This is a genomic window from Enterococcus sp. DIV1279b (genome assembly GCF_050531515.1).
Classification (GTDB): domain Bacteria; phylum Bacillota; class Bacilli; order Lactobacillales; family Enterococcaceae; genus Enterococcus_D; species Enterococcus_D casseliflavus.
On record NZ_CP172891.1, the window covers coordinates 1489298 to 1509019 of the forward strand.

20 protein-coding genes are annotated in these 19722 nt (G+C 42.6%); 16 read left to right on the plus strand and 4 right to left on the minus strand.

Annotated features, from left to right (window positions below):
• Positions 1-19: 19 nt before the first annotated feature.
• On the plus strand, positions 20-1453 hold the full coding sequence (locus IGI71_RS06900) for a 6-phospho-beta-glucosidase (RefSeq protein ID WP_008378424.1): 1434 nt from the start codon (positions 20-22) through the stop codon (positions 1451-1453).
• 236 nt (positions 1454-1689) lie between these two features.
• Here the strand turns inward: IGI71_RS06900 and IGI71_RS06905 are convergent, their stop codons facing one another.
• A complete protein-coding gene (locus IGI71_RS06905; RefSeq protein WP_010748038.1) occupies positions 1690-2160 on the minus strand; it encodes a glutathione peroxidase in 471 nt (156 codons plus the stop codon).
• A 152-nt stretch (positions 2161-2312) separates the two neighbouring features.
• Entirely contained in the window at positions 2313-3698 is a 1386-nt protein-coding gene (locus tag IGI71_RS06910) for an MATE family efflux transporter (RefSeq protein ID WP_010748039.1), read from the minus strand.
• A gap of 185 nt (positions 3699-3883) precedes the next feature.
• Between IGI71_RS06910 and trxB the strand changes: the two genes are divergently transcribed.
• The 6 genes from trxB (at position 3884) to thrB (ending at position 10526) form a co-directional block, all read left to right on the plus strand.
• The gene (gene trxB / locus IGI71_RS06915; RefSeq protein WP_010748040.1) at positions 3884-4816 is read left to right on the plus strand and encodes a thioredoxin-disulfide reductase; all 933 of its coding nucleotides are present in this window, start codon (positions 3884-3886) and stop codon (positions 4814-4816) included.
• 147 nt (positions 4817-4963) lie between these two features.
• Complete coding sequence (locus IGI71_RS06920) at positions 4964-6691, plus strand: phospho-sugar mutase (RefSeq protein WP_005225827.1); 1728 nt, start codon at positions 4964-4966, stop codon at positions 6689-6691.
• Between the two features lie 247 nt (positions 6692-6938).
• The gene (locus IGI71_RS06925; RefSeq protein ID WP_005225828.1) at positions 6939-7232 is read left to right on the plus strand and encodes an ArsR/SmtB family transcription factor; all 294 of its coding nucleotides are present in this window, start codon (positions 6939-6941) and stop codon (positions 7230-7232) included.
• 116 nt (positions 7233-7348) lie between these two features.
• On the plus strand, positions 7349-8599 hold the full coding sequence (locus IGI71_RS06930) for a homoserine dehydrogenase (protein WP_010748041.1): 1251 nt from the start codon (positions 7349-7351) through the stop codon (positions 8597-8599).
• Positions 8600-8601: 2 nt separating this feature from the next.
• Entirely contained in the window at positions 8602-9660 is a 1059-nt protein-coding gene (thrC, locus tag IGI71_RS06935) for a threonine synthase (RefSeq protein ID WP_010748042.1), read from the plus strand.
• Positions 9657-10526 (plus strand): homoserine kinase, encoded by an 870-nt coding sequence (gene thrB / locus IGI71_RS06940; protein WP_005225831.1) that lies wholly within the window; start codon positions 9657-9659, stop codon positions 10524-10526. Before thrC ends, thrB begins: the two co-directional genes overlap by 4 nt.
• 81 nt (positions 10527-10607) lie before the next feature.
• Here thrB and IGI71_RS06945 read toward each other — a convergent pair whose 3' ends face one another.
• Positions 10608-11495, minus strand: coding sequence for a pyruvate, water dikinase regulatory protein (locus IGI71_RS06945; RefSeq protein WP_010748043.1), 888 nt, complete (start codon positions 11493-11495; stop codon positions 10608-10610).
• A 95-nt stretch (positions 11496-11590) separates the two neighbouring features.
• On the opposite strand from IGI71_RS06945, the gene IGI71_RS06950 reads away from it, so the two are divergent.
• The 9 genes from IGI71_RS06950 to recO all read left to right on the plus strand — a co-directional run bounded on the left by IGI71_RS06950 (position 11591) and on the right by recO (position 18861).
• Entirely contained in the window at positions 11591-12022 is a 432-nt protein-coding gene (locus IGI71_RS06950; protein WP_005225833.1) for a Fur family transcriptional regulator, read from the plus strand.
• 160 nt (positions 12023-12182) lie between these two features.
• Positions 12183-12359, plus strand: coding sequence for a 30S ribosomal protein S21 (gene rpsU, locus IGI71_RS06955; RefSeq protein ID WP_002356740.1), 177 nt, complete (start codon positions 12183-12185; stop codon positions 12357-12359).
• Between the two features lie 33 nt (positions 12360-12392).
• Positions 12393-12842, plus strand: a complete 450-nt coding sequence (locus IGI71_RS06960; RefSeq protein WP_005225841.1) for a GatB/YqeY domain-containing protein — start codon at positions 12393-12395, stop codon at positions 12840-12842.
• Positions 12843-13013: 171 nt separating this feature from the next.
• Entirely contained in the window at positions 13014-13988 is a 975-nt protein-coding gene (locus IGI71_RS06965; protein WP_010748044.1) for a PhoH family protein, read from the plus strand.
• A 21-nt stretch (positions 13989-14009) separates the two neighbouring features.
• Positions 14010-16211: an HD family phosphohydrolase gene (locus IGI71_RS06970; protein WP_010748045.1), complete on the plus strand. Its 2202-nt coding sequence runs from the start codon at positions 14010-14012 to the stop codon at positions 16209-16211.
• Positions 16211-16687 carry an rRNA maturation RNase YbeY gene (gene ybeY / locus IGI71_RS06975; RefSeq protein ID WP_005225844.1) on the plus strand — a complete coding sequence of 159 codons (477 nt, stop codon included), beginning with the start codon at positions 16211-16213 and terminating at the stop codon, positions 16685-16687. Before IGI71_RS06970 ends, ybeY begins: the two co-directional genes overlap by 1 nt.
• The gene (locus IGI71_RS06980; RefSeq protein ID WP_016610244.1) at positions 16671-17060 is read left to right on the plus strand and encodes a diacylglycerol kinase family protein; all 390 of its coding nucleotides are present in this window, start codon (positions 16671-16673) and stop codon (positions 17058-17060) included. Before ybeY ends, IGI71_RS06980 begins: the two co-directional genes overlap by 17 nt.
• 34 nt (positions 17061-17094) lie before the next feature.
• Positions 17095-17994, plus strand: coding sequence for a GTPase Era (era, locus tag IGI71_RS06985; RefSeq protein ID WP_005225846.1), 900 nt, complete (start codon positions 17095-17097; stop codon positions 17992-17994).
• Between the two features lie 93 nt (positions 17995-18087).
• Positions 18088-18861: a DNA repair protein RecO gene (gene recO / locus IGI71_RS06990; RefSeq protein ID WP_005225847.1), complete on the plus strand. Its 774-nt coding sequence runs from the start codon at positions 18088-18090 to the stop codon at positions 18859-18861.
• Here the strand turns inward: recO and IGI71_RS06995 are convergent.
• A complete protein-coding gene (locus tag IGI71_RS06995; RefSeq protein ID WP_005225848.1) occupies positions 18855-19661 on the minus strand; it encodes an AraC family transcriptional regulator in 807 nt (268 codons plus the stop codon). The two genes, recO and IGI71_RS06995, sit on opposite strands and share 7 nt — an antisense overlap.
• Positions 19662-19722 lie beyond the last annotated feature (61 nt).

Sequence of the window (19722 nt, forward strand, 5' to 3'; positions counted from 1 at the left end):
GAGAAAGTAGGAAAGAAACATGGCATTTAGAAAAGACTTTTTATGGGGCGGCGCAACAGCTGCCAATCAATGTGAAGGAGGCTACCAAGAAGGCGGACGCGGCTTGGCAAACGTTGACGTGGTACCGATCGGCAAAGATCGTTTTCCAGTCATTACTGGTCAAATGAAAATGTTCGATTTTGATGACGAACATTTCTACCCAGCAAAAGAAGCGATCGATATGTATCATCGCTACAAAGAAGACATCGCGCTATTTGGCGAAATGGGCTTTAAAACCTACCGTTTGTCGATCGCTTGGAGTCGGATTTTCCCTAAAGGGGATGAAACAGAACCAAATGAAGACGGCTTGAAGTTCTATGAAGATCTTTTCAAAGAATGCCACAAATATGGGATCGAACCATTAGTAACGATCACTCACTTTGATTGCCCAATGCATTTAGTTGAAAAATACGGGGCATGGCGTTCTCGTGAATTGGTCGGATTCTATGAAAACTTGTGTAACGTGATTTTCAACCGTTACAAAGGATTAGTAAAATACTGGTTGACCTTCAATGAAATCAACATGATTCTCCATGCGCCATTTATGGGAGCAGGTCTTTACTTTGAAGAAGGCGATAACGTTGAGCAAGTGAAATACCAAGCGGCTCACCATGAGCTATTGGCCTCTGCGATCGCAACGAAAATCGCTCATGAAGTCGATCCTGAGAACAAAGTAGGCTGTATGTTAGCTGCTGGCGCATACTATCCATATACAAGCAAACCAGAAGATGTCTGGGAATCACGCAAAGCAGATCGCGAAAACTATTTTTTTATTGATGTTCAATCACGTGGGGAATATCCACAATATGCGCTGAAAGAAATGGAACGCAATGGGATCGAAATCAAAATGGAAGAAGGCGACCTTGAGCTGTTGAAAGCTCACACCGTAGACTTTATTTCCTTCTCTTACTATTCTTCCCGCGTATCAACCACGGACGCTGAATTATTAGAACAAACGGCTGGCAATATTTTTGCCTCTGTGAAAAACCCATACTTGGAAGCAAGTGAGTGGGGGTGGCAGATTGATCCACTTGGTTTGCGCATCACAATGAATGACATTTATGATCGCTACCAAAAACCATTGTTCATCGTTGAAAACGGCTTAGGAGCTGTGGATACACCAGATGCAGATGGCTATGTGGAAGATGACTACCGGATCCAATACTTGGCAGAGCATATTCAAGCAATGAAAGATGCGGTTGAACAAGATGGTGTCGACTTATTGGGTTACACGACTTGGGGTTGTATCGATTTAGTTTCAGCTGGAACAGGTGAAATGAAAAAACGCTATGGTTTCATTTATGTGGACCGTGACAATGAAGGAAACGGCACCTTGAAACGAACAAAGAAAAAATCATTTGATTGGTACAAACAAGTGATTGCTTCAAACGGTGAAGATTTATCGAATAACTAATTATAAGAAGCTGCAGTTGATCCCTTAGAGAAATCTAAGTAGATCGACTGCAGCTTTTTTTAAAGTCTTTTTAAAAACTATTATCACGAATGATTTCTATAAGTAGAAATGGCTGCTCCGAGATTATTGATAACCGACAATGAGAGTGCTGTAAAAGGCTTGCGTTGCAGCAATTACAAAAAAAGGCGACCTTAAGCATGACATGTTTTGTCCTTAAGGTCGCCTTTATCCATTTTTTAAAGAACTTTTTCAATTTCTGGAATCATTTTTTGAGGATTGGTTTGTGGAGCAAAACGCTCCACGACTTTACCTTGGCGGTCCACCAAGAATTTCGTGAAATTCCATTTAATGGCTTTGCCTAGTGTACCCGGTGCTTCTTCTTCCAAATAGCGAAACAAGGGATCGGCGTCTTTGCCATTGATCACCGTTAACTTGTGCATCGGAAAATCAACACCATAGGTGGTTCGGCAAGCGGCTGCGGCTTCTTCGGCTGAGCCGACTTCTTGTTTGAACTGGTCAGAAGGAAACCCTAGAACGACCAACCCTTGGTCTTTATAGGTTTCATAAAGACTTTGTAATTCTTTGAACTGCGGGCTCAACCCGCACTTTGTAGCTGTATTGACGATCACCAGCGGTTGACCTTCGTAGTTTGCTAGCGAATAAGTTTCGCCGTTTTCTAATGTTGCTTGGTAGTCATAGATTGACATAGCAAACGCTCCTTTTAATGTAAATCATAGTCAATAGCTTCTGAGATAAGTATAGAGCAAAGTCTTCAAAAAAACCAAGCGAACTTCTTGGTGCATTTTATTTCTTATAAAAAACAAAAAATCCAGCGGCCATTGGGACCACTGGACTCTTATTATGCTTCTGGTAAGACTTCAGGTTCTGCTTCTTGTGGATGAACGACAGATTTAGTTTTCCATACCCCAGAATGCCAGCGATAGATCATTAAGACACTGCGCAATGCTTCGTCAATGGCATAAGCGATCCAAACGCCGATCAAGCCAAATTTAAAGACGATGGCAAGTGAGTACGAAAACGGTAAGCTGATGACCCATAGAACAATTAGGCTGCAGATCAATGGGAACTTCACATCACCACTTGCATTTAATGAACCAACTAGGATCATATTGACTGCACGCGCTGTTTCTAAGACGATCTCTACTAAAAAGACACCTTTAGCAATCTCGATTACTTCGGTATTGGAAGTAAAGATCCCCATGATCGGTTCAATAAATAGATAGGTCAATAAGCAGATCGTTACCGAGGCGATGATCCCGATCACCATCGTGCGCATGCCTCGCTGATGCGCGCGATCGAATTCACCCGCACCGACATTGCGGCCAATCATGATTTGGTTTCCTTGACTTAATGCGGAGGCGATCAAATAAACAAATTGGGTGATAGCTGTTACGTAAGATTTTGCAATCAAGACACTTGCGCCAAGTTGCGCCACGATCATCGTCACCACGACTTGCGCTCCTTGATAGGAAAGAGACTCGCCAGAAGAAGGCAATCCGTAAGTCAAAATGTTTTTCATCACGCCCCAAGAGACATTCGAGAAACGGGCAGATAAAACAGAAAAATTCACATGTTTCTTCAGCAACATGGCGGCAATTAGTAAACCGATCGAATTACCAAAGACGCTAGAAAATGCCAATCCAGTCACACCGAAATTCGGTAAACCAAAGGGGCTGTATAAGACAAAGTAATTGCCAATGACGGCTAGGATACTAGCAAACATCGGTACCAATAACGCAGGTTTTGTGAAACTGTGGCTACGCATGACAGCAATTATGACCGCCGTGATCGATGAAAGGAACAGACTTCCGCCATACACTTGTAAGTATCCATGACCTAAAGCAACTAATTCAGCATCTAAGCCCATGAATCGCAAAAGGTAGGTTGAGCCGAAAAGGAACATCAAGCTGATCAAAATCCCGATGAACAATGACCCAAAAAGAGCGGTATTGATGACTTTCGGTATCTGGTCGCGTTTTTTCGCACCAATCAATTGTGCGATAATGATCTGAGTACCCACGGTGATGAAACCGTAAATAAAGACCGTTAAATTCAATAGTTGATTGGCAGCACTGACGGCCGCTACTGCTGGCTCGGAGTAATGAGAAATCATCCAAACGTTGACATTCCCAATAACGACCCGCAAAAATAGCTCAACAAAAATTGGCCAGCTGAGAAAAATCAGTTCACGGTCTGATTTTCCTAAAAGTTTTTTCTTATTCAATTGTAAGGACTCCTTATTTTCTATATAATAGACGTATCGTGAAAATTTTACAAAAATTGAAAAGAAAGTCAATGTAATTTTCAAAAGTAAAAGCAGGAATATCTTATTATTTTTTGTAAGCAGATGAGTTGAAAGAATTTGCTTTTGAAAGTAAAGTATGGGTAGTCCAAATTGGAGGGAAATATATGTATGATGTAATTATCATCGGCGCAGGCCCTGCGGGGATGACAGCAGCGCTTTATGCGTCAAGATCGAATTTATCAGTACTAATGATTGAACGAGGAGCACCTGGCGGACAAATGAACAATACGGCTGAGGTTGAAAACTATCCTGGCTTCGAATCAATCTTAGGCCCTGAATTAGCATTTAAAATGTATGAAGGTGCCATTAAATTTGGTGTTGAAAATGCCTATGGGATCGTTCAAAGCATCACGGATCAAGGTGAGTTCAAAGAAGTTGCCACCGAAGACAAAACCTATCAAGGGAAAACAGTCATCATTGCCACAGGATGTGTACATAGAAAGTTAGGCGTCAAAGGCGAAGAAGAATTCGCAGGACGCGGTGTTTCATACTGTGCGGTTTGTGACGGTGCCTTTTTCCGTAACAAACGCTTGATCGTTGTTGGTGGAGGCGACTCGGCAGTCGAAGAAGCTATCTACTTAACGCAATTTGCTTCTGAAGTATCGATCGTTCACCGTCGTGACGAATTACGAGCACAAAAAATCATCCAAGACCGCGCATTTGCCAACGAGAAAATCTCTTTTATTTGGGATTCTGTTGTAGAAGAAATCAAAGGCAATGAAATGGTCGTAACTGGCGTGCAAATCAGAAACGTAAAAACGGATGAAGTGACAGAAGAAGCTGCTGGCGGTGTCTTTATCTATGTTGGTTTAGATCCGTTGACAGAACCATTCAAAGCTAGCGGTATCACGAATGATGCTGGCTGGATCTTAACAAATGATCAGATGGAAACTTCAATTCCTGGTGTTTACGCGATTGGCGATGTTCGTGAAAAAGGCTTGCGTCAAATCACAACGGCAGTCGGCGATGGCAGTATTGCTGGTCAACAAGTGTTTGATTTTATTGAAACACAAAAGGATGCGCAATTAACAAAATAATCTAATGGAATTAGCTGTTATTTTTAAAGTGTCAATCACTTTTGATAGCAGCTTTTTTTATTTTTCGTTTGGTTATTCTTTGAGAAATCTGTAAGTAGTGTTATACTAATTTTAGAGCATTTTAACGGAAAAAGGAGAGGTTATTTTATGGCATGGGAACAAACATTTAATCAATGGAAAAACAGTGAACACTTAGATCCACAATTAAAAGAACAATTGACCGCATTAGAAGCAGATCCTGCGATGTTAGAAGACGCTTTTTATATGCCTTTGGAATTTGGGACTGCTGGCATGCGAGGGATTTTAGGACCTGGTATCAATCGGATGAACATTTATACGATTCGTCAAGCAACGGAAGGCTTGGCTCGCTTTATGGATACACAAGATCCCGAAACAAGACGTCGTGGCGTAGCGATTGCCTATGATTCCCGTCATTTTTCACCTGAGTTCGCGATGGAAGCAGCAAAAACATTGGCAAAACATGATATTCCAGCCTTCGTCTTTGAAAGCTTACGTCCGACGCCAGAATTATCTTTTGCTGTGCGTTACTTAAAAACTTTTACTGGAATCATGATCACTGCTTCTCACAATCCAGCCGAATACAATGGCTACAAAGTATATGGGGAAGATGGTGGGCAAATGCCACCAGCAGATGCGGATGCATTGACAAAATTTGTTCGGGAAATTGAAAATCCGTTGGAGATTCCTGTATTAAGTGAAGAAGAAGCCAAAAACAGCGGCTTGATCTCTATTATTGGCGAAGAAATCGATACTGCCTATCTGAAAGAAATCAAAGAAGTCACGATCGATCAAGAATTGATCGATACGGTGGGCAAAGATTTGAAACTTGTCTATACACCACTTCACGGAACAGGGCGGATGCTTGGCGAGAAAGCGTTGAAACAAGCTGGTTTCCAACAATTCATTATTGAACCCTCTCAAGCGGTTGCTGATCCAAACTTCAGCACAGTAAAATCACCGAATCCAGAAGAGCACTCTGCCTTTGAATATGCGATTGCTTTAGGTGAAAAAGAAGGTGCTGACTTATTGATCGCAACAGATCCAGATGCCGATCGCTTAGGGGCTGCAGTAAGAATGCCAGATGGCAACTACCAAGTCTTGACAGGTAACCAGTTAGGTGCATTGATGATCCGTTACATTTTAGAAGCCCATAAAACAGCTGGAACATTGCCAGAAAATGCAGCAGTCTTAAAATCGATCGTTTCTAGTGAATTGCCAACAGCGATCGCTAAAGCCTACGATGTTGATATGATCAATGTTTTAACTGGCTTTAAATTTATTGCCGAAAAAATCCAACAATTTGAAAAAGACCATTCTCAAACTTTCATGTTTGGCTTTGAAGAAAGCTATGGCTACTTAGTTAAACCATTTGTACGGGACAAGGACGCGATCCAAGCGCTCGTTTTATTAGCAGAAGTGGCTGCTTTTTACAAACAATCAGACAAAACATTGTATGATGGTCTGCAAGATATTTTTGAAGAGTACGGCTACTATGCAGAAAAAACGATTTCTGTAACGATGAGCGGCATGGAAGGGGCAACTAAGATTGCTGCCTTGATGAAGACTTTCCGTGAAAAAGCACCTTCCGTCTTCGCAGGAACCCCTGTCGTGCAAACAGAAGACTTTAAATTGTTGACTCGTGTGGGCTTAGATGGTCACCAACAAAAAATGACCACACCGCCTTCTGATGTTTTGAAATACACCTTGGAAGATGAAAGCTGGATTGCTGTTCGTCCTTCTGGGACCGAACCTAAAATCAAGTTTTATATTGGTGTAAAAGGCGATACGGCAGAAGCAGCAGAACAAAAAATTGCTGATCTGCAAGCAGCGATCGAAGAAATCACAGGTGAATAAAGTCATCTGATGTCTTCATAATCAAAAAAATTGCAATTGACTGAATGATCCGAGTGGTAGAAAAAGAAGCTTTCGCTTCCCTCAGCAAACAGGTGTTGAGGGACCGAAGCTTCTAAAGGGAATTTTCTGACGCTTGGATCTATTCTTGTCTTTTAGCTCGTTTCTTCTCCTTGATCGTCGAGCATTGATTGACAAGCTGTCTATCAAGGGCTAAAATGCAAAAGGAAATAAGAGAGGATGTGGCGCGATGACTACGCCGAAACTAGAAGAAATTCAGCAAGTAACACAGATTTTTAAAATGCTTAGTGATCCCACTAGACTAAAAATTTTGTTGTCTCTTCAAGAAGGAGAGCGCAATGTCACTTCGATTGCAGAACAAGTACATATGGAACAATCAGCAGTTTCTCATCAGCTGAAACTTTTGAAAGATAATCGGATCGTAAAGTCGGAAAGACAAGGAAAAACCATCCTTTATAGTCTTGATGACAAACATGTTGTGGATATTTTGCAAAAAACATTCGAACATATCCATCACCGTTAAAACTAGGGCGAGAATTTCTCAAAAGTCCTAGTTTTTTCTTATTGTTTTTGGTATGCTAGTGGAAATATTAAAATTAGATGAACGGTTTTTAATAACGTTTTCAGTTAGGGGGCATTATGGGTAAGCAATTGAACATTGGATTATTAGGAATGGGTGTTGTCGGCAGCGGGGTATGCCAAGTGTTGGCAGAGCAAAAAGAAGCCATTCTGGCACGCACAGGAGTCAGTGTGCAAATCACGAAAGCATTAGCTTCGCCTTACGAGGATAAGTCTGCGTTAGCGGCTAAGTACGGGTTTGCGTTGACGAATGAGGCAAATGAGTTGTTTGAAGATGAGACCATCGACGTAATTGTGGAATTGATCGGGAAGATCGATCCGGCAAAAGCGTTTATTTCAGCTGCTTTAGAAAATAAGAAGCACGTTGTGACGGCAAATAAAGACTTGATTGCCACCCATGGACCTGAACTGCTGGCAATCGCTGAAAAAGCCGGGGTGTCTCTTTATTATGAAGCCAGCGTGGGTGGTGGCATTCCGATCTTGCGTACATTGAGCACCCACTATCTGCCTGATACCATCACAGGGATTTTTGGCATCGTCAATGGGACGACCAATTATATGCTGACGAAAATGACGGAAGATGGCATGACCTATGAAGATGCTTTGTCACAAGCACAAGCAAAAGGTTTTGCCGAATCAGATCCTACTAATGATGTTGACGGTATCGATGCGGCTTATAAAATGGTGATCCTGACCAAATTTGCTTTTGGAAAAACGATCCATGTTGCTGATGTGGCAACAAAAGGCATCCGCGGCTTAGCTGTGGCAGATATTAAGCAGGCACAAGCCTTTGGTTATGAAGTGAAGTTGATCGGTGCAGCACAAAAGACAGTTGACGGTTCCCTTACTGTGTCAGTTGGACCTGTATTAGTGCCGAAAAACCATGCGTTAGCGACGATCCAAAACGAGTTTAATGGCATTTTTATCGAGAGTGAAGGCATCGATCAATCAATGGTTTATGGACCAGGAGCAGGATCACGACCGACGGCCACCAGCGTGGTAGCGGATTTGACCGTTTTAGCAAAAAATAAAAGCTTTGGGATCGTTGAACCTTTTCTAACTTTTGAAAAAGAAACAGCATTAGCAGCTGTAGAAGAAGTCCCTAGCCAGCATTATGTGTCTTTTTCAAGTCAAGAGATCAAAGGGAACGCTCTTCCAGAATGGTTTGCGTTTGAGCAAACGGTGTTCAACGAAGCAGACCAACGAATAGCTGGAATCACCAATCCAATGAGCGAAAAAGAGTTAACAGAAAAACTCGCAACTTATACCGATGCACAAGACATACAAATAATGAAAGTGATGGAGGAATAAACATGTATCAAGGATTATTGCATCAATACAAGGAATATCTGCCAGTCAACGAAAATACACCAGTATTGTCGCTGGCTGAAGGCAACACGCCGTTGATTCCCTTACCAAGCCTTTCCAAGGAATTAGGGATTCAATTGTATGGAAAATACGAAGGGCTGAATCCGACAGGCTCTTTTAAAGACCGAGGGATGGTCATGGCGGTGGCAAAAGCGGTGGAAGAAGGTGCCAAAGCAATCGTCTGTGCATCGACAGGAAATACCAGTGCGGCAGCAGCAGCTTATGCGACCAGAGCGGGGATCAAAGCCTATGTTGTTATTCCAGATGGCAAGATCGCTATGGGAAAATTGGCGCAAGCAATCGTTTATGGAGCCGACATCATTTCGATCCCAGGAAACTTTGATGAAGCGTTAAAAGCAGTACGAGATATTGCAGAAACCGAAGCCGTGGCGCTAGTAAACTCAGTCAATCCTTATCGTTTAGAAGGACAAAAAACAGCGGCCTTTGAAGTATGCGAACAATTAGGACAAGCACCGGATGTTCTTGCGATTCCTGTCGGTAATGCAGGGAATATCTCGGCATATTGGAAAGGGTTCAAAGAATGGCATGAGAAAAAAGGCACCGCGTTGCCAAGAATGCATGGGTTTGAAGCTGAAGGTGCTGCTGCGATCGTCCGTGGTGAAGTCATCGAACAACCAGAAACGATTGCTACAGCGATTCGGATCGGCAATCCAGCCAGCTGGCAGTTGGCAGAAGCCGCTCGTGATGAATCAAATGGACACATCGATGCAGTAACCGATGAGGAAATTTTGAATGCTTACCGTAAAATTGCTGCGCAAGATGGTGTGTTTATTGAACCAGGCTCAGCTGCCTCGCTGGCTGGTGTCATCCAGCACGTGAAAGCAGGTAAAATCAAACCAGGTGAGACTGTCGTTGCCGTCTTTACTGGAAATGGTCTGAAGGATCCTAATACAGCTATCAAAGCGACAGAAGTAACCATCAATAAGATGAGTGATTTAGAAGAAATGCGTCAGCATCTTCGTGAAGGAGTTGCCAATCTATGAAGATCCGCGTTCCTGCAACCAGTGCGAACTTAGGGCCTGGTTTTGATTCCTGCGGGATTGCCCTGTCAAAGTATTTGTTCATTGAAGTTTTAAAAGAAAACGATACGTGGGAAATCATCCATGAGCTAGGTTCAGAGATCCCAACGGATGAAACCAACTTGCTTTTGCGTGTGGCATTGAAATTAGCACCAAACATGAAGCCTTTGAAGATTCGTATGAGTTCGGACATTCCTTTGGCACGAGGCTTAGGCAGCAGTTCCTCGGTGATCGTCGCCGGGATTGAACTAGCCAACCGCATGGCCCACATGAATCTGAGTGCAGCACAAAAGCTTGAGATCGCAACTGCCATCGAAGGGCATCCTGACAACGTTGGACCAGCAATTTATGGAGATTTTGCGGTTGCTGCTTACGACCATCAGCACAAGCATACGTATTTAGTCAAGCATCATTTTCCAGAGTGCGAGATCATTGCCTATATTCCTCATGAAGAACTGTTGACTGAAGCAAGTCGTCAAGTCTTGCCGCAGACCCTTTCTCACGAGCAAGCTGTCGAAGCCAGTGCGATCGCCAACGTGATGATCGCAGCGGTCATCAATGGCAATCTGCCTCTTGCAGGAAAATTGATGCAGCAGGATCGTTTTCATGAAGCCTATCGGGAAAAGCTTGTACCGCACTTGTCGACCATTCGCCAAATCTGCGAAGAAGAAGGCGGCTATGGCTGTTTCTTAAGCGGCGCAGGTCCTACGGTCTTAGCGATCGTCCCAGAGGAACGGGCAGAACGAATCTCAAAACTTTTGCACGCCTTGGAGAGCAATGCGTATATTGAACAATTGCAAATCGATCGTGAAGGGCTGCAAGTGTTCTAAAAGAGAATAATAAATGAGCCACAGACCAAAAACGGTGAGCAGAAGATTTTCTGCTCACCGTTTTTCATTGCTTCATCGAGGTTAGTCTTTCGTTTCTGACGTGTAATAACTATGATCTTCTAAGTTTAATGCATTTAAAATCATAGAGGCGGTTTCTTCGATGGAAAGAGAAGCGACATTGATCACGACACAGCCTAGTTTCTCGTAAAGATCATTGGCAAACGTCAGCTCCGCTTTGATTTTTTCTATATCGGAATACGCAGAATCTGGGTTCAAGCCGTAGGAGCGCATCCGTTCTTTGCGAATACTGTTTAACACATTCGGATCGTTTGTTAGCCCGACGATTTTTTTCGGATCGATTTCCCAGAGCTGTTTTGGGATGTGGGCTTGCGGTACTAAAGGCAGGTTAGCAACTTTTAAATTTTTGTTTGCTAGAAATAGACTCAAAGGCGTTTTTGACGTCCGAGAAACCCCTAGTAACACGACATCTGCTTCCAAGAAGCCACGAGGGTCTTTCCCATCATCGTACATAACCGCAAATTCCATGGCTTTGATGCGTTTGAAATAATTTTCGTTTAAGTGGTGCAAAGCCCCTGGCTCTCGTGAAGGTGCTACGCCAGTTCGTCGTTCTACTTCACTTACTGGAGGGGTCAATACGTCGAAATGGTAAAGGTCAGCTTCTTCACAAAAATGATTCGTCAAATCCACAAGTTCTTCTTTGATCAAGGTATGAAGAATAATGGCGTTGTGTTTTTTTGCATCAGACAAAGCTTTGATCAAATGCTCTTTTGTGTGGATAAACGTGCGTCTAAAAAGGTTAAATTCGACGCTGGGGTATTGGGCCATTGTCGCTTGTGCAAGCTTTGATGCCGTTTCGCCGGCAGAGTCCGACAACACGAACATCGTCACTGCGGCACTGGTTTGCAATTTTTCTTGCAAGTCTGGTTGTTCAGGTTCAGTTGGCTTCATAAGAAAAATCCTCTCTTGCTTTTTTATTGATTTCATTATACCATACTTAAGATCGATAGAATCGGAATGATTTTGATTTATCAGGAGGGCCTACGATGAAAAATCAAACACTTATTGAGCATGCCATGACTACATTGAAAGAAAATGGCTTTAAATACACCAAAAAAAGAGAAGCGATCATCACCTATTTAGTGAAACGCAATCGCTATTTGCCAGCCAAGGAAATTCATGAATACATGTCAGAAAAGTATCCTGGCTTGAGCTATGATACGATCTACCGTAATCTGCATGATTTTTCTGAGATCGGTATTTTAGAAGAAACAGAGCTGAACGGGGAGATGAAGTTTCGCTATAACTGCTGTGCAGAATTAGAGGACCATCATCACCATCACTTTATTTGCACGGTTTGTGGCAAAACAAAAGAACTGCATATTTGCCCGATGGACTTCTTCCAAGAACAGCTTCCTGGCTGCTTGATCGAGGGACATCGCTTCGAGATTTTGGGCCGTTGTGAAGAATGTCAATGAAAACCCAAACAAACTTGATGGGATCGAAGACTTTTTTAACAGAATGCCTTGACACTTTTTCAGGGGTTAGCTATAATTTTTAAAGGACAGTCGTGTTTTTTGGGATTTTATTTCAATAACAACTACGGTTACTTTTTAAGCTCGGAGGGAGGGAATTTACATGTCAAAAACAGTCGTTCGCAAAAACGAATCACTTGACGATGCTCTTCGTCGCTTCAAACGTTCCGTGTCAAAAGCGGGTACTTTACAGGAATCTCGTAAACGTGAATTTTACGAAAAACCTAGCGTAAAGCGTAAGAAAAAATCTGAAGCAGCTAGAAAACGCAAAAAATTCTAATTTTCTACTGTTTTGAGAATTGGAGCTGGTAGTGTGACACTACTAAGTACACTGAATGATGACATGAAGACAGCGATGAAAGCCAAAGACAAGGAAACCTTGCAGGTGATCCGCATGTTGAAAGCATCAATTCAAAATGAGCAGATCAAAAAAGGTTCTGACTTGAATGAAGAAGAAGAGTTGACCGTTTTGTCTCGTGAGATGAAACAGCGTCGTGATTCTTTAAATGAGTTTGAGAAAGCTGACCGAAATGATCTAGCAGAGAAAGTCAAAGTTGAAATTGCAGTTGTTGAAAAATATTTGCCAGCACAACTCGATGAAGCGGAAATCCGCCAAATCGTCGCTGGAGCGATTGAAAAGACTGGTGCTTCTTCTTCCAAAGAATTTGGAAAAGTGATGGGTGCTGTAATGCCACAAGTTAAAGGCAAAGCAGACGGCAATCAAGTCAATGCGATCGTTAAAGAATTATTGGATCAAATGTAAGCTCACGCCGCAAGTATGGATGACATGCTTGCGGCTTTTTTTTCTGATTTCGAAAACTTAAAAAAAGCATAAGGACAAGGGGAAACGACTGTTGTGCTTGATAAGTAATTTTTCTTTTTTCCATCTTATGTTATTATTAATAAGAACGCCAAAAAAGGAGCTGTAACATATTTGACAGACAAAACAATAACGATCGAGATAACACTTAGTGAAAACGATGACGTTCGTTTATTATTAGGTGCCCACGATAAGAACATCAAAATTATTGAAGACTCCACAGAAACGGTCATTCACACTCGTGGTGAGCTGATCCAAATCGTAGGAGAAACTGAAGCCGCTGAAAAGGCACAATCCGTGATTCGGGCTTTGCAAGAGTTGATCAAACGAGGCATCAATATCAGTACCCCTGATGTGATCACTGCGTTGAATATGGTGAATAAGGGCAGTCTTGATTATTTCAAAGATATGTATGAAGAAGAGATCATCAAAGACCGTAACGGCAAACCGATCCGAGCGAAAAATGCTGGGCAAAAAAAATATATCGAAGCCGTCCGTAAACATGATGTAGTGTTTGGTGTCGGCCCCGCTGGAACCGGAAAGACCTTCTTAGCAGTCGTAATGGCAATTGCAGCTTTAAAGAAAGGCCAAGTGCAAAAAATCATTTTGACACGTCCCGCCGTTGAAGCAGGAGAAAATCTTGGTTTCCTACCAGGAGACTTGAAAGAAAAAGTCGATCCTTACTTACGCCCCGTTTATGATGCGTTGTATCAAATTTTTGGGATGGATCATACGAACCGTCTCATGGAACGAGGCGTCATTGAGATCGCACCATTGGCATATATGCGTGGACGTACGCTAGAAGATGCCTTTGTCATTTTAGATGAAGCGCAAAATACGACGATCGCTCAAATGAAAATGTTTTTGACCCGTTTAGGATTCAACTCTAAAATGATCGTCAATGGCGATACCAGCCAGATCGATTTGCCAAAAGGGACTTTAAGCGGCTTGATCCACGCCGAACGGACGTTACAAGAGATCCCTAAAATTGCTTTTGCTAATTTTGAAGCAGGAGATGTCGTGCGGCATCCAGTTGTTGCCGAGATCATTCGCGCATATGAAGAAGCAGATCTTAAAGACAAGCGCTGATCGTCTTTTAGGAGGAGAACTATGATCATTCAACCACTACGGAAATTTAGAGAAAGACTTGGGAAATTCTATCTACCAGTTTTGATGTTCCTTTTCTTTCTTTTTTCGATTGGTATCATGTACACCAGCGTCAAACAAAACAATGTCGATTATAGCGAAGGTCAAGTGGCGGAAGAAAATATCCGTGCCAATAAAACGATCGAAAATACCGCTGCGACGGAACAAAAGCGTAAACTGGCTGCCGAAGCTGTACCACCAGAGTACACGTATCAGGATACACTGGCGCAAACGCAGCATGATCGTATCGATCATTTATTTGACTTAGTTGCTTCAGTCAAAAAATCAGTGGATGAAGCCCATGAAAAAAAAGTGGCTGAGGCCGATGAGGATGAAAATATCCCTAAACCTAGTACAGATGAATATATCGCAGCCTTAAAACAAGAATTTGAAAAAATGAGTGATGATGAACTGGATTTTTATCAGTCATTTACCAATAATTTTTTGACGACGATGTTCTCATTAAGTGATGATGAATTAAATACAGTGCGTACCTATGCGCTACAATTAGTTGATGAACAAATGGCGAAACAGATCCGCCAAACGGAATTAAGTACGTTTCGTTCTGAGGCGGAAGATAAGATCCAGTTCTTAGATGTTAGCTCAGACATGGCTTCTGTCTTACGTTTCTTAGTCAATCAAGGAATCGTCGTGAACGATATCCCAAATGAAAAACGGACAGAAGAAGCACGGCAAACCGCCATGGATGCTGTTCCTCCAGTGATGATTTATCAAGGAGAGATCATTGTCCGTGAGGGCTCGCAGATCGATGCCAATGCCCTAGAGAAGCTGCAGCTTTTAGGAATGACTAATCAGACCTTTTCTGTTTTTCCATTGATCGCTTTAGTGTTAGCAACAGTCTTACAGATGCTGATGGTGTTTTATTACACGAAACAGACGAAAGACGTGGAAAAACGGATGAATGCGGTCACGTTTTATATTTTGGCAATGGCATTCAGTATTTTGATCATGAAGTTTTTCCAACTTTTCCAATCTGAATTAGTGACCTTTATCCCACTGTTTTTCCCAGCTGCGTTTACACCGTTGATCCTGAGTATTTTCTCCAGCCGTCGTTTGGGGATTTTGTCTGCGATTTTCCAAGTAATCAGTGCACTCTTTATTTACTTTGATTCTAGCGGAACCAACTTGTTGACGACCGTCTTAGTCACCTATTTGTTCTCTGGCTTGATGGGAACGATGATCAAGCGCGCCCGCATCGCTAGTCAAGGGAAAACGGCAGTAGCGTGGGTGATCGTCTTTCCGCTCTTACTGAGTTTTGTGCTGGTGATTTTCCAAGGAATGGATTTTGCTCGCGGGAACACTTGGACCACGATCATTTGTGGTTTAGCAGGCTCTCTCTTAAGCTATTTGCTAACGATGGGACTACATCCTTACATCGAATTGTTGGTGACGGATGAGAGTATGATCGTGTTAAATGAATTGAGTAACCCGAATCATCCATTGTTAAAACAGTTGCTGGAAGAAGCGCCAGGAACGTATCATCACAGTATGATGGTTGCTAATCTTAGTGCCAATGCCGTTGCCGAAATCGGCGGGCAAAGCTTACTGACTCGTGTGGCTTGTTATTACCATGATATCGGCAAGGTCAAACATGCCAATTTCTTCGTAGAAAATCTACCTGCTGGTGCCGAAAACCCGCATAATTTCTTGTTGCCTGAAGACAGCAAACAAATCATCTTCGGTCACGTGATCGATGGGGCGGAAATTCTCGAAGAAGCCAAAATGCCGCGCATGGTGATCGACATTTGTCGTCAACACCATGGCACGACCTTGATGCGTTATTTCTACGTGAAAGCCAAAGAGCGTAATCCCGAGGTGACGGAAGAAGATTTCCGTTATCCTGGTCCAAAACCGCAAACACGAGAAGCTGGCGTTGTGAGTATCGCGGATAGTTGTGAAGCAGCTGTTCGAGCGATGGAAAATCCAACAAATCAAAAGATTCAAGAATTTGTTGCAAATCTCATCAATGATCGGATCTTAGACGGTCAACTGGATGAAACAGGCCTGACTTTGAAAGAAATCCGAATGATTGAAAAATCACTGGTCAACGGACTTTGCAGTACCTTCCATTCACGGATCAAATATCCAAAAATGAAGTCGGAAGCAGAGAAAATGAAAGAAGAACAAGAAAGAAGAGAGCGCTAATGGAGATTACCTTTTTAGATGAGACAAATTCAGTGGGGGAAACCAAGATCAAAGAGATCGAAGGACTGCTGCAATTTGCTGCAGGACATTTAGAACTTCCAGAGGATACTGAAATGTCCGTCACATTTATGGACAATGCGGCGATCCAAGAAATTAATCGGGAGTACCGCGGCAAAGATATGCCAACGGATGTCATCAGTTTTGCCTTTGAAGAAGAAACAGACGAAGAGCTGTCGATCATTTTTGACGAAGCCCTTGAAGAGCTGCCGCGTGATCTTGGAGATATTATGATCTCCATTGAACGAGCGAAAGAACAAGCTGCTGAATACGGGCACACCTATGATCGGGAGCTAGGTTTCTTGGCGTTACATGGTTTCTTGCATATCAATGGCTATGATCATATGACACCTGAAGATGAAAAGGAAATGTTTGGATTGCAAAAGGAAATACTGGATGCCTATGGACTCAAAAGATAAGAATATTGGGAAAAACAAACAATTTATTTCGTCGATCGAATTTGCTTTCACTGGTATAAAAACCGTCTTTAAAGAGGAACGCAATATGCGTAAACATGTTGCACTAGGAATCGTTGCGATCATTGCAGGCTTTATTTTCCGTTTGAGTCAAATGGAATGGCTCTGGTTGCTGCTAGCTGTTTTCTTAGTCTGGATCGTTGAGATCATCAACACCGTCTTTGAAAACGTCGTAGATATGTTTACAGATTTCCATTTCCATCCTATCGGAAAAAAAATCAAAGATATGGCAGCTGGTGCCGTGCTGATGACCGCAGTTTTTGCGTTAGTCGTCGCAGCGATCATCTTCTTGCCAAAATTGCTGCAGCTCTTCTGATGCGCACCAAAACACAAGATAAAGGGGAACAACAATGACAACACACAAATCAGGCTTCGTTGCGATCGTCGGGCGGCCAAATGTTGGGAAATCAACACTACTAAATCGAGTCGTAGGACAAAAAATCGCGATCATGAGTGACAAAGCGCAAACGACCCGTAACAAAATCCAAGGGGTCTACACGACGGATGACGCACAGCTGATCTTTATCGATACACCAGGGATCCATAAACCCAAACACCGTTTAGGCGATTTTATGGTTGAAACCGCCTATAGTGCACTGCGAGAAGTTGACGTGACGCTATTTATGATCAGTGCGGACCAAAAGCGTGGCAAGGGCGATGATTTTATTATCGAACGATTGCGCCAAAGTCAGACACCGGTTTTCCTCGTGATCAATAAAATTGATAAAGTCCATCCAGATGCCTTATTGGCAATTATTGAAGACTACTCCTCACAAATGGACTTTGCTGAGATCGTACCGATTTCCGCAACAGAAGGCAATAATTTCGAAACGTTAATGAAGCTACTGATCGATGAAATGCCAGAAGGACCTCAGTACTTCCCAGAGGATCAAATCACGGATCATCCAGAATACTTTATCGTCTCCGAATTGGTGCGGGAAAAAGTCTTGCTACTGACCAGAGATGAAGTACCTCACTCAGTAGCAGTCGTCGTTGACTCTATGAAACGAGACCACAATGACAAGGTGCATATTCAAGCGACGATCATTGTCGAACGTGACAGTCAAAAAGGCATTATCATTGGTAAAGGCGGAAAAATGCTGAAACAGATCGGTACGAAAGCTCGTTTAGACATTGAACACTTGTTAGATGACAAAGTCTTCTTGGAATTATGGGTAAAAGTGCAAAAAGATTGGCGCGACAAGCAAACCTTCTTAACGGACTATGGCTATCGCAAAGATGAGTATTGATGACATGCAGATAAAACATGATCTGTTTTAATGAGGAAAAACTGATGCAGTCAGCGAACTGGATCAGTTTTTTTAAAGAAATGGGGTGCGACGATGAATCTTGTTGAAACAAAAGGAATCTTACTTTTTTCAAAAGACCATAAAGAAAAAGACAAGCTAGTCAAAATCTTTACGGAATCTGCTGGGAAGCAAATGTTTTATGTCAAGGGTGCCCATCGGAAAAATAACCCCTTGGCACCAGCGCTGCTCTCCTATACTGAAGCCACCTACATGGGAACCATCAAAACGGAAGGCTTGTCCTTTTTAAACAATGCCAAAGACATCCATCCTTTTCGTACGATCCAAAGTGATATTTTTATTGCTGGTTATGCAACCTACTTATTGAATTTGGCTGATTCTGCTATTGATGATCGGGTCTATGACCCACATCTATACCAATTTTTACATGAGGCCTTGCAATTAATGGATCAAGAAAACGACGCAGAGATCATCACCAATATCTTTGAGATCCAGATTTTGCACCGTTTCGGGATCACCCCGAATTGGACCCATTGTGCGATCTGCGGAAAAACCGACGGTCGGTTTGACTATTCCTCAAAATATAGCGGTATTTTATGTGAACAGCACTGGGGGATGGACGAACGTCGTTATCATGCTGATTCTCGTGCGATCCATTTTATTCGCTTATTTTCGCAAATATCCTACGAGCAGATTGCTTCAATCAAATTAAAGCCAGAAACGAAAGCCGCGATCCGACGAGTGATTGATTTGTTATATGATGAATATGTGGGCATTCATTTAAAAAGTAAGAAGTTTATCGATCAGATGGGGCAATGGCAAGACGTCTTAAAACCGAAAAATCAATGATAGAGTTGGCGAAACTTCAATGGAGTTAAGCCGACTCTTTTTTTGAATAATGCAGTAAAGTGACTTGCATCTTGAAACCCCACGGCGAAGGCAGCTTGTTGAATGGGCAGATCTGGCTGTGCCACCAAAAGCTCTTTGGCTCGGGTCATGCGGTAGTTCAATAAATATTGTGCAGTAGATTGCCCCAAAAAACGTTGGAACAAACGTGAGAGATACTGTGGTGACACATAGACGAGCCCTGCTAGTTCTTTGATCGTGATCGCCTGATCGTAATTCGTTTCGATTTCTTGTATAACGGGAACCAGATATTGTTGGAACAGCGGGTGTTTTTCTGTTGGATTCCCTGAGCGTTCTTGCATGATCGCCAATAAAAAGCGGTAACATTCGCTAGAAGCCCGTAGCGGGTCCCAACTGATTTGTTGGTCTTCTTTGATCCGTTGATTGATCCAGGTGACATAAGAAAAGGTTTCTGACTCTTCAGCTAATATATAGGGCTGATTCGTGTACTGCTTTAACACCTCAGCTGCCAAAGGGCCTTGGAATGTGGCGAAGGATGTTTTCCAGTTAGTCAATGGATAATAGCGATGGGGCGTAAAAGGAAAAATCAAAATGCCTTCATTCGGACGTAAGATAAACGATTCCTGACCAAATGTGATTCGGCCTTCCCCTTGCTCGGTTTGCAGCCAATGGAAGTAGGGATAGCCATCAGGACGAGCGACGTCATCTTGCGCCCAATCGTTGCCGATGCTTTCCAGAGATAAAGGCAGCTGCTGATTGGTTTGATAAAAGTAGATAGGCATAGTGTACCTCCGTGTTTCGAAAAGTTATAAAATAGTGTTTCATGTATTATACTACAACAGA